7 protein-coding genes and 2 pseudogenes are annotated in these 11714 nt (G+C 65.0%); 5 read left to right on the forward strand and 4 right to left on the reverse strand.

Annotated features, from left to right (window positions below):
* Positions 1-21: 21 nt before the first annotated feature.
* A complete protein-coding gene (gene clpB / locus ADT71_RS22785) occupies positions 22-2601 on the reverse strand; it encodes an ATP-dependent chaperone ClpB (RefSeq protein ID WP_054440566.1) in 2580 nt (859 codons plus the stop codon).
* 331 nt (positions 2602-2932) lie between these two features.
* Here clpB and ADT71_RS30650 point away from each other — a divergent pair.
* The 5 genes and pseudogenes from ADT71_RS30650 to ADT71_RS22805 form a co-directional block, all read left to right on the forward strand.
* A pseudogene (locus ADT71_RS30650) lies at positions 2933-3259 on the forward strand (hypothetical protein); the annotation flags it as partial.
* Between the two features lie 222 nt (positions 3260-3481).
* Positions 3482-6381: pseudogene (locus ADT71_RS22790) on the forward strand (M16 family metallopeptidase).
* An 11-nt stretch (positions 6382-6392) separates the two neighbouring features.
* Positions 6393-6695, forward strand: coding sequence for a hypothetical protein (locus ADT71_RS22795; protein WP_054440567.1), 303 nt, complete (start codon positions 6393-6395; stop codon positions 6693-6695).
* A gap of 278 nt (positions 6696-6973) precedes the next feature.
* On the forward strand, positions 6974-7588 hold the full coding sequence (locus ADT71_RS22800; protein ID WP_156336766.1) for a hypothetical protein: 615 nt from the start codon (positions 6974-6976) through the stop codon (positions 7586-7588).
* 192 nt (positions 7589-7780) lie between these two features.
* Positions 7781-8317 (forward strand): hypothetical protein, encoded by a 537-nt coding sequence (locus ADT71_RS22805; protein WP_054440571.1) that lies wholly within the window; start codon positions 7781-7783, stop codon positions 8315-8317.
* Positions 8318-8389: 72 nt separating this feature from the next.
* Here the strand turns inward: ADT71_RS22805 and gatB are convergent, their stop codons facing one another.
* Genes gatB through gatC form a run of 3 tightly spaced genes read right to left on the reverse strand, consistent with a single transcriptional unit; the run spans position 8390 to position 11677 of the window.
* Complete coding sequence (gatB, locus tag ADT71_RS22810) at positions 8390-9886, reverse strand: Asp-tRNA(Asn)/Glu-tRNA(Gln) amidotransferase subunit GatB (protein WP_054440574.1); 1497 nt, start codon at positions 9884-9886, stop codon at positions 8390-8392.
* 1 nt (position 9887) lies between these two features.
* Entirely contained in the window at positions 9888-11375 is a 1488-nt protein-coding gene (gene gatA, locus ADT71_RS22815) for an Asp-tRNA(Asn)/Glu-tRNA(Gln) amidotransferase subunit GatA (RefSeq protein ID WP_054440578.1), read from the reverse strand.
* Entirely contained in the window at positions 11375-11677 is a 303-nt protein-coding gene (gene gatC, locus ADT71_RS22820; protein ID WP_054440581.1) for an Asp-tRNA(Asn)/Glu-tRNA(Gln) amidotransferase subunit GatC, read from the reverse strand. The genes gatA and gatC overlap by 1 nt, the downstream gene beginning before the upstream one ends.
* Positions 11678-11714 lie beyond the last annotated feature (37 nt).

The raw sequence follows: 11714 nt of genomic DNA on the forward strand, positions 1-11714 counted from the left end.
ATCTCGCACCCTCTTTTCGTTTCACTCCACGCTGATCGCCAGCGCGCCGTCGCCGTCGTCGATGTGGACGTGCGAACCGTCCGGCACTTCGCCAGCCAGCAGCTTCTCTGCCAGCGGGTCCTGGACGTAGCGCTGGACCGCCCGCTTCAAGGGCCTGGCGCCGTAGACCGGATCGTAGCCCACCCGGCCGAGCCAGCGCTTGGCCGCGTCGGTCAGGTCCAGCACGATCTTGCGGTCCTTGAGCAGCTTCTGGACACGCGCCACCTGGATATCGACGATCGGACCCATGTGCTCCTGGCCGAGCCGGTGGAACAGCACGATCTCGTCGAGACGGTTGAGGAACTCGGGCCGGAAATGCCCGCGCACCACTTCCATCACTTGCGGCTCGACGGTGTCCACGTCCTGCCCTTCGTCAAGCTGGGTCAGGTACTGGCTGCCGAGGTTGCTGGTCAGGATGATCAGGGTGTTGGTGAAGTCCACCACCCTGCCCTGCCCATCGGTCAGGCGTCCATCGTCGAGCACTTGCAGCAGCACGTTGAACACGTCCGGGTGCGCCTTCTCGACCTCGTCGAACAGCACGACCTGATAAGGCCGGCGCCGCACCGCCTCTGTCAGAACGCCGCCCTCGTCGTAGCCGACATAGCCCGGAGGCGCGCCGATCAGGCGGGACACCGCGTGCTTCTCCATGAACTCGCTCATGTCGATGCGGACCATCGCGCTGTCGTCGTCGAACAGGAAGCCCGCGAGCGCCTTGGTCAGCTCGGTCTTGCCGACACCCGTCGGGCCGAGGAACAGGAACGAGCCCAGCGGCCGGTTCGGATCCTGAAGCCCGGCGCGGGCGCGCCGCACCGCCTTGGAAACGGCCGAGACCGCATCCTTCTGGCCGATCACGCGCGCGCCGATCACGTCCTCCATCTTGAGGAGCTTCTCGCGCTCGCCTTCCAGCATCTTGTCCACCGGAACCCCGGTCCAGCGGCTGACGACGCCGGCGATGTCGTCCTCGGTCACCTCTTCACGCAGGAGCGCGTTTCCGGCCTGGGCCTGCGCCTCGGACAGCTTGCGCTCCAGCGAGGGGATCGTGCCATAGGCAAGCTCGCCCGCCTTGGCGAGGTCGCCTGTCCGCTGGGCCTGATCGAGCTCGACGCGCGCGGCATCGAGCTGCTCCTTGATCCTGCCTTCCGCGGCGATCTTGTCGCGCTCGTTCTGCCAGCGCGTGGTCAGTTCGCTCGACTGCTGTTCGAGATTGGCCAGTTCCTCGCGCAGAGAGGCAAGGCGGTCCTTCGATGCCTCGTCGGTCTCCTTGCCGAGGGCCATTTCCTCGATCTTGAGCTGGATGATACGGCGGTCGAGCTTCTCGATCTCCTCGGGCTTGCTCTCCACTTCCATGCGGATGCGGCTGGCGGCCTCGTCCATGAGGTCGATCGCCTTGTCCGGCAGGAAGCGGTTGGTGATGTAGCGGTTGGAGAGCGTCGCCGCCGCCACGATGGCGCCGTCGGTGATCCGCACGCCGTGATGCAGCTCGTACTTCTCCTTGAGCCCGCGCAGGATCGAGATCGTGTCCTCCACCGTCGGCTCGCCCACGAAGACCGGCTGGAACCGGCGCTGCAAGGCCGCGTCCTTCTCGACGTACTTCTGGTATTCATCGAGGGTGGTCGCGCCGATGCAGTGCAGTTCGCCGCGCGCGAGGGCGGGCTTCAGCAGGTTGCCCGCATCCATCGAACCTTCGGAAGCGCCCGCGCCGATCAGCGTGTGCATCTCGTCGATGAACAGGATGATCTGGCCGTCCGCGCCCTTCACTTCGTCGAGCACGGCCTTCAGGCGTTCCTCGAACTCGCCGCGATACTTGGCGCCCGCGATCAGCGAGCCCATGTCGAGCGCCATGAGGCTGCGGTCCTTGAGGCTGTCGGGCACGTCGCCATTGGCGATGCGCAGCGCCAGGCCCTCGGCGATGGCGGTCTTGCCAACGCCGGGGTCGCCGATGAGCACGGGGTTGTTCTTGGTGCGGCGGGCGAGGATCTGGACGGTGCGGCGGATTTCCTCGTCACGGCCGATCACCGGGTCGAGCTTGCCGTCGCGCGCGGCCTGCGTGAGGTCGCGGGCATACTTCTTCATCGCGTCATAGGCGTTTTCGGCCGAAGCGCTGTCGGCATTGCGGCCGCCGCGCAGTTCGGAAATCGCCGCCTCCAGCGCCTGGGGCGTGAGGTTGGCGGCCTTGAGCGCCTGCCCCGCCGAAGTCGTGGTGGCCAGCGCCAGCGCGAGCAGCATGCGCTCCACGGTGACGAAGCTGTCGCCCGACTTGGCGGCGAGTTGCTCGGCCTGGTCGAGCACGCGCACGGCATCGTTGTCCAGCCCCGGAGCGCCCTGGGCACCGCTGCCCGAAACCGTGGGAATCCTGCCGAGCGCCTTGTCGATTTCCTGCACCGCGAAGGCCGGATTGCCGCCCGCGCGCTGGATGAGGCCGGAAGCCATGCCCTCGCTATCCTCAAGAAGGGCCTTGAGGATGTGGTCGGAGCTGATGCGCTGATGATTCATGCGGATCGCAACAGTCTGCGCCGCCTGAAGGAAACCCTTGGCCCGGTCAGTGAACTTTTCGAGATTCATGGTATGAATTGCCTCCTGATCTCGACCATATAGTGTTGCACATTTGCAACACAAGGTGTGCCATGACATTTTTCGCGCGGCACATTCTGATGGCGCGCAGATGGGAAGAAAGCGTTGATTCTCAAGAGCCGGAACCGGCTTGTCACAAGATGGGAAGCGCCGCGCGGAATGCCACCCCCTCGAAAACGTCGCCGTGGCGTTGAACGTGCCTGCCGTTGCGCATTCGCTTGGCGCGAAGGTTGCCCTTGCCTAGCCTCTCCCGACAAGACCCGAAAACCAATGGGAAGAGGCATCAGACGTGGCGAAATTCACTCCCCAGCAGGCAGCGGATGTGCTTGCCATCAAGCAGGTCGTCTACGAATGGGGCGACGAACTGGACATTCACAACGGCCTCGAAATGCGCAGCGCCGACGTTCTGTCCGAGGATGTGGCCTATAACGTCGGCGGCGAATGGCGCGAGGGGCTGGCCGCGGTCGAGACCTTCTACAAAGGCCGCGCCGAAGCGCTGCGGGCAGGCGCGGGCCTGATGACCATGCGCCATATCATCACTTCGCTGCGGGTTTCCTTCGACGATGCCGACCATGCGAAAGTCGGCTATCTCCTGGTGTTCTTCGCCGCCGTGGGCGAGGCGCCGTTCGAGAAATACTGCGATCCGCTGGCAGTCGCCGACGTGAAGATGGAATGCCGCCGCGACAGCGACGGGGAATGGCGCATCACCGCTTCGATTCCGGCCAGATCTTCAAGCGGGGGTAATCAACGGCGGGGGGAATTGTCCGTCTCCGCACCCGATCCGGGACGACCTCTCTCTTCCCGCCGCCCCTCTTGCATCCCATCGCCTTTGTCGCTGGTCCTTGCCGAACAACGTGCTAGACCTTCGGCCATGCGACTTGCTCCCCGTTCCAGCGCCATTGCGCTCGCCGCCGCCCTCGCTCTCTCCGCCTGCGCCAGCGCCCCCACGGCCAGTGTCGCCTCGCCACCGCCGGCACCGTCGGAGAATGCCGCCCCGGCACCGGCCTCCCCGGCCGAACTCGTCGCCAGGGTGGACATCCCTTACGAGAAGTTCGTGCTCGCCAATGGGCTCACCACGATCATCCACACCGATCGCAAGGCCCCTATCGTCGGGGTGACGGCGTACTACAAGGTCGGCTCCAAGAACGAGCCGCGCGGAAAGACCGGCTTCGCGCATCTTTACGAGCACCTGTTCTTCGGCGGATCGGCCAACGTGCCGGACTTCGACGTGCCGCTGGAAGGCGCCGGCTCCACGCCCACCAACGGCTCCACCTGGTACGACCGCACCAATTACGTGGAAACCGTGCCCACGGGCGCGCTGGACCTTGCGCTGTTCATGGAAAGCGACCGCATGGGCCACCTGCTGCCCGCAGTCACCCAGGACAAACTCGACAAGCAACGGGGCGTCGTCCAGAACGAGAAGCGCCAGGGTGACAACCAGCCCTACGGCCTCTTCGAATATGCCCAGGCCGAAGGCCTGCTGCCGGTGGGCCACCCCTACCGCCACTCCACCATCGGCTCGATGGCCGACCTCGACGCCGCCACCCTCACGGACGTTCGCAAGTGGTTTACCGACCACTACGGCCCGAACAACGTCGTGCTCGTGCTCTCGGGCGACATCGACGCCGCCACCGCCCGCCCCAAGGTGGAGAAATGGTTCGGCGACATTCCGCGCGGCCCCGAGATCAAGCCCGTCACTGCCGAACCCGTGACGCTTTCGGCGCCGGTGAAGCGCGAGATCGTCGACCAGGTGCCGGTCCTGCGCCTTACCCGCAACTGGACCGCTCCCGGCCTGAACGATGCCGATACCCCCGCGCTCCAGATCGGCATGCGGGTGCTCGGCGGCCTTGCCAGTTCGCGGCTCGACAATGAACTGGTACGCGGACAGCAGCTTGCGGTGGCCGTGACCGCCTATTCGCAGGTGTTCCAGCAGCTCAGCATGCTCACCATGGCCATGGACGTGAAGCCCGGCGTGGACCGCGCCAAGGCCAACGCCGCCTTCGACAAGGTCCTCGCCGACTACTTGCGCGACGGGCCGACCGAGGATGAAGTGCGCCGTGCCGTCGTCAGCACCCTTTCCGGCGAGATCGGCGGCCTTGAACGCGTCGGCGGCTTCAGCGGCAAGGGAGCCACCCTGGCCGAGGGTCAGGTCTATTCGGACGATCCCGCCAAGTACAAGCAGGACCTTGCCCGCATGGCCGCGCTCACCCCGGCGGAAGTCAAGGCGGCAATGAACAAATGGCTCTCGCGCCCGGTCTATGCCCTCGACGTCGTTCCCGGCGCCCGCACCGAAAGCGGCGATGCCATGGGCGGCTGGGGCGACGAGGCGAAACAGCCCGCACCCCGCCCGGATCCCAAGGCCAAGGCGCCTGCCCTCGCCGCCGGACCCAAGCGCGAATTCCCGCAACTCGGCCAGATCGGCGCACTGACTTTCCCGGCGATCGAGCGCACGACGCTTTCCAACGGCATCCCGGTGCGCTTGCGCGCCGTACCGCGGTTCCCAAGCTGGTGCTCTCGCTCGATTTCGACGCCGGCTATGCCGCCGATGCGCTCGATACGCCGGGCACGCAGGGGCTGATGCTGGCCATGCTCGACCAGGGCACCTCGAAGCTCGACGCAACCCGCATCGCCGAGGCGCAGGAACGCCTCGGCGCCAGCATTTCGATCGACGGCTCGCTGGATACCAGCAGCGTGACGCTCTCGGCGCTCTCGGCCAATCTCTCGCCATCGCTGGACCTCATGGCCCAGATCGTGCGCGATCCCGCCTTCAGCCCGTCCGAAGTGGAGCGCGTGAAGTCCCAGTCGGAAGCCGAACTGGCGCAGGCGCTGTCAACGCCGGACGATCTCGCCGCCCGCTCGCTCGGCAGCGAACTCTTCGGGAACCACCCTTACGCCCAGCCCTCGGACGGCCTCGGCAATGCCGCCTCGCTCGCCGCACTCACCCCTGCCCAGCTCAAGGCCGCGCATGACAAGTGGCTGCGCCCCGATCTCGCCCGGATCACCGTGGTGGGAGATGTGACGATGGCCGAACTGAAGCCGATGTTGGAACGCGCCTTCGGCCAGTGGCAGGCCCCGGCCGTGCCAAAACCCGTAAAGCCGCTCGACACCGCCGTGCCCGCCGCCACCGGCAGCCGGATCGTCCTGATCGACCGGCCGAATTCGCCGCAATCCGTGATCGTGGCGGGCCGCGTCCTGCCGATGACCGGCAAGACCCCGGACGCGGAACCCCTGCAACTGGCTAACGACGTGCTCGGCGGCGGCTTCCTCTCGCGCCTCAACAAGGACCTGCGCGAGGACAAGGGCTGGAGCTACGGCGTCCATAGCGGCGTGGCTCAGCCCGTCGGCCCACGCTCGGTCCAGGTCGCGGCCCCGGTCCAGTCCGACAAGACCGGCGAGGCGATCAAGGCCATCATCGCCGACATGGGCGCGCTTCCGACAGGCAAGCCGGTAACCGCGGAGGAACTCCAGCGCGTTACCGAAGGCGCGATCCGGCAGCTTCCCAACCTGTTCGAAACCGACGCCGCCGTGCAGGCAGCGATCCGCAAGAACGACCGTCTCGGCCGCCCGGAAGATTATTACGTCGGCCTTGCCGCCAGGTATCGCACGATAGACGCCAAGGCGATCGGCGCTGCCGCCACGCAATATCTCCAGCCCAAGGGCCTGACATTCGTGATCGTGGGCGATCGCAAGGTGGTTGAACCGCAACTCAAGGGCCTCGGCCTGCCCGTCGAAGTGCGCGCGGTACCTGCAGCGCCTGAAGGCCAGGAATAAGGAGACCAGGAATGTCGCTGCTCGGCGGAACTTACGAATGTTCGACCAAGACCCCGATGGGGCATCAGAAGGGCACGCTTACCATCGTTCCGGCAGGTGACACCTTCACCGGCCAGATCACCGGCGACCTCGGCACGATGGAATTGCGGGACGGCAAGATCAGCGGCAACACGCTGAGCTGGAAGATGAAGATGACCTCACCGATGCCGATCGATCTCGACTGCAAGGCCACGGTCGACGGCACCGACCTCACCGGCACGATCAAGGCCGGCTTCTTCGGTACGATGAAGCTGGAAGGCAACAAAATCGCCTGAACCGGCGAACCCGCAGACAAGAAAAAGGGCGGCCAGCGATGGCCGCCCTTTTTTCATGGCCGCTGCCATTCTCACATGATCGCCCCGCGCGGCAGAGCTGAATTCTATTCTTTAACATCAAGTCTCTTGCCAGTTTGCACCAGGCCCAATATTGGCTGATCGCGCAGGAAAGACCGACGTTGGGGAACATCGGCCGCTACCTTGCCGGGGGTTTAAACTTGATGAGTTCCACTATTCGGCACGCGATTTTCGCGGCCGCCTGTTGCGTGCAGCCTTTCGTGGCGACGGCGAGCGCGCAGGCCCAGATGCCTGAAACGCTGGCCGCGCCTGCTGCCGCTTCTGCTGCTTGCGAACTGCATGTCTGGCCGGGCCACGATTTCCATTCGGTCTATTACGGCTGGGCACACGGCGGCACCGTGGACGGAGCAGCCAAGGGACGCGACGGATACGAGAATGTACCGCATGAACCGCTTTCGGCGGGAGAACAGGTCAAGATACTCGGCTCGGCAGATCTTGCCGCCACGCTCAGCCTCGCCGGATATCGCACGGTCATCCACGAAACGCCGCTGTCCAGCCGCGAAATCCGCACCGGCCTTGCCCGCCACGCACTGGATACGCCGCGCTGCTACGCCGAATTGATGATCGACGACCTCGTCCTGCAGAAGAATTTCACCGGCACGCAAGCGCTCAACATCCTTTACCGCTTCCGCCAATTCGATGGTGACGTGTCCGGCCGCAGCTTCGGCACCTATATCCAGGTGCCGGTTCGCATTGCCGACAAGGCTATCGACAGGTCATCCGATGCGATCGTGTCCGAACTGGCGTCCGCCTATTCCATCAGCATCCACGATTTCGGCAAGGCGCTGGCGGCGCCGCCGAAAAAGAAACGCTGACCCATTCAACCACGGAGTGCGACTGTAATGAAAATGATCTCGCGTGCATGTCTGCTCGCGGCACTGGTCTTTGCGCCTGCCGCTCACGCGCAGGACGCAGCAGCCCCTGCGGCAGCAACAGCTCCTGTACCCGGACTGCAGCCTGCCGCAGCTGCGGACGGTTGCGAACTGCATCTATGGCCGGCCGAACGCATGCGATCCCAGACCACAGGCCTGCTTGGCGGCGGCCTGCTCGATGCAGCGCTGCATGCCGACCGGGATTCGAGCAATCAGTCGCTGATGGCAAGCGCACTCGACAGTCCCTCGCAGCTCGACGCACTCGTGGCGATGGATCTGCGCACCCTGTTGCCGCTGACACCGGGCACCACCATCATTCGTCACGAGCAGCCGCTCGAACGCAAGACGATGAACAAGATCAAGACACGACGCTCGGATTCGGCCGCCGCATGCTACTCCGAACTCATCGTCGCCGATGTGTTCTACATGAAGGCGGCAATCTATGGCCGCTCGCTGCGCACGCTGTTCATGTATCGCCGGTTCGATGCCGCCCAGAAGATCACCTGGGAATACAAGGCATGGGGCGGTAATGGCCTGTCGCTGTTCCCGCCGAAAGAAGGTGAGGACGCCGTTGCGGCACTTGGCGAGCTGGGTACCGTCTACCAGAAGAACTTCGTCGAATATGCACACAACGCCATTACCGCCGCTCCCAAGAAGGTAGCCGCGAAGTAAGCCGCTTCAAACGAAGAAGGGCCGGAAAGCACAGCGCTTTCCGGCCCTTCTTTATGTCTATGATACCCTGCGTCAGCCGAGCTTGGCCTTCAGGATCTCGTTCACCACCTGCGGGTTGCCCTTGCCGGCCATCGCCTTCATCGTCTGGCCGACGAAGAAGCCGAACAGCGCAACCTTGCCTTCGCGGTACTGGGCGACCTTGTCGGCATTGGCGGCGAGGATTTCGTCCACCTTGGCCTCGATGGCGCCGGTGTCCGATTCCTGCTTCAGCCCTTCACGCTCGACGATGACGCCGGCATTGTCACCAGTCTCGAACATCGTTTCGAGAACCTGCTTTGCGATCGAGCCCGAGATCGTGCCCTTGCCCACCAGCGCCAGAAGCTCCGCCGCCTGCTCATGGCTGATCGGCGAGTCTTCAAGGCTCTTGCCCTGCTTGTTGAGCGCGCCGAAGAATTCGGAGATCAGCCAGTTGGCGGCCTGCTTGGCGACTTCGGCGGGCTGCTTGCCCTGTGCCGAAGCGGTTTCGGCCAGCAGCGCCTCGAACCATGCGAAAGTATCGACATCGGCGGTCAGCACGGCAGCGTTGTAGGCCGAAAGGCCCAGTTCGCCTTCGTAGCGGGCGCGCTTGGCGTCCGGCAGTTCGGGCAGGCTCGCGCGGCAGGCCTCAAGGAAGGCATCGTCGAGTTCGAGCGGCAGCAGGTCCGGATCGGGGAAGTAGCGATAGTCGTGCGCGTCTTCCTTCGAACGCATCGAACGCGTCGAGCCGGTGGTGGGATCGAACAGGCGCGTTTCCTGCACGATCTTGCCGCCGCCTTCCAGCACGTCCACCTGACGGTTTGCCTCGTGCTCGATCGCCTGCATGACGAAGCGCACGGAGTTGACGTTCTTGGTCTCGGTACGGGTGCCGAGTTCGTCACCGGGCTTGCGCACCGAGACGTTGACGTCCGCGCGCATCGAGCCCTGGTCCATGTTACCGTCGCACGAGCCGACATAGCGCAGGATCGTCCGCAGCTTCGACAGGTAAGCCCCTGCTTCCGCAGGCGAAGCCATGTCCGGGCGGCTGACGATTTCCATCAGCGCCACGCCGGAGCGGTTAAGGTCGACATAGGACATCGTCGGATGCTGGTCGTGCATCAGCTTGCCCGCGTCCTGCTCGACGTGGATGCGCTCGATGCCGATCACCTTGTCGGCCGGGATGCCCGCCTTCTCGTCCGCCTCGATGGTCAGCGAGCCTTCGCCCACGATCGGGTGGTAGAGCTGGCTGATCTGGTAGCCCTGCGGAAGATCGGCGTAGAAGTAGTTCTTGCGGTCGAAGCGGGACCACTTGTTGATCTGCGCGTCGATCGCCATGCCGGTACGCACGGCCTGACGGATGCATTCGCGGTTCGGAACCGGCAGCATGCCCGGCATCGCCGCGTCGATCAGCGAGACCTGGCTGTTAGGCTCTGCGCCGAATGCCGTCGCCGATCCGGAGAACAGCTTGGAGTTCGAGGTGACCTGCGCGTGGACTTCGAGGCCGATCACGACCTCCCAGTCACCGGTGGCGCCCTGGATGCGATAAGTGCTCATATTACCACCACTTTTCCGGCTTGGCCGCGAACTGGGCGCGGGCCTCGATGGCGAGACCGGCGTTCAGCACGCCCTGTTCGTCGAAAGCCTTGCCGATGACCTGAAGGCCCAGCGGCAGACCTTCGCGGTTGAGGCCGGCCGGGACCGACATCGCCGGAAGACCCGCGAGCGAGGCGGGCACCGCGAAGACGTCGTTCAGGTACATCTTCAGCGGATCGTCGACGTTCTCGCCAAGGCCGAAGGCGGCCGAAGGCGCGGTCGGCGCAAGGATCACGTCGCACTCTTCGAAGGCCTTGGCGAAGTCCTGCGCGATCAGCGCGCGGACCTTCTGGGCCTGCGTGTAGTAGGCGTCGTAGAAACCGGCCGAGAGCACGTAAGTGCCGATCAGGATGCGGCGCTTCACCTCGGGGCCGAAACCGGCGGCGCGGGTCGCGGCGTACATGTCCTGAAGGTTGGCACCGTCCGGCAGATCGCGCAGGCCGTACCGCACGCCGTCATAGCGGGCGAGGTTCGACGAGGCTTCGGCAGGCGCGATGATGTAGTAAGTCGGCAGCGCGTACTTGGTGTGCGGCAGCGAGATCTCGACGATCTGAGCGCCCGCATCCTTCAGCCAGGCAATGCCGTCGTCCCACGACTTTGCGACATCGTCGTCCAGGCCATCGACGCGGTATTCCTTCGGAATGCCGACCTTCTTGCCTTTCATGTCGCCCGAGAGCGCGGCTTCCCAGTTCGGCACCGGCATGTCGAGGCTGGTCGAATCCTTGGCGTCGAAACCGGCCATGGCTTCGAGCATGATCGCGCAGTCCTGCACCGAGCGGGCCATCGGGCCCGCCTGGTCGAGCGAGCTGGCGAAAGCAACCACGCCCCAGCGCGAGCAGCGGCCGTAAGTCGGCTTGATGCCGGTGGTGCCGGTGAATGCGGCGGGCTGGCGGATCGAGCCGCCGGTGTCGGTGCCGGTCGCCGCCGGGCAGAGGCGCGCGGCGAGAGCCGACGACGAACCGCCCGAGGAACCGCCCGGCGCCAACGCGGCGTTGCCGCCATCGTTGCGCTTCCACGGCGAGATCACATTGCCGAAATAGCTGGTCTCGTTCGACGAGCCCATGGCGAACTGGTCGAGGTTCAGCTTGCCCAGCATGCCTGCGCCGGCATCCCACAGCTTCTGCGAGACGGTCGATTCGTACTGCGGCTTGAAGCCTTCCAGCATGTGGCTGGCGGCCGTCGTCTGCACGTCGAAGGTGGCGAACAGGTCCTTCATGCCGATCGGCACGCCGCCCATCTTGCCGAGAGCCTCGCCGCGCGCACGCTTGGCGTCGGTGGCAGCTGCCGCTTCGATGGCCTTTTCAGGCGTGGCGATGATGAAGGCGTTCAGCGCTTCCTGCGCGGCGGCGACATTGGCGTTGAAAGCTTCCGCCACTTCGACGGCGGAGAAATCGCCGCCGGCCACACCGTCGCGGATCTGCGCAACGCCGAGTTCCGTAAGATCAGTCATTATTCGATCACCTTGGGCACGCCGAAGAAGCCGTGTTCGGCGGCGGGAGCATTGGCCAGAACGGCATCGCGCTTGTCGCCGCCGGTCAGCGGATCGGCGTCGATCACGTCGTCGCGCAGGCGCAGCGTGTTGGGGATGACGGCGGTCATCGGCTCGACGTTCGAAGTATCGACTTCGCCGAGTTGCTCGACCCAGGCGAGAATGCCGTTGAGTTCGGGGACCATCGCCTCGATTTCGGCCTCGCTCACCTTGATGCGGGCGAGGCTGGCGATCTTCGCAACGGTTGCGGTATCGACCGACATGGCGTTCCTTCAGTTTGACGCGCGGCTCTGCACGCGC

Origin of the sequence: Novosphingobium sp. ST904 (genome assembly GCF_001298105.1) — a bacterium.
Taxonomy (GTDB): domain Bacteria; phylum Pseudomonadota; class Alphaproteobacteria; order Sphingomonadales; family Sphingomonadaceae; genus Novosphingobium.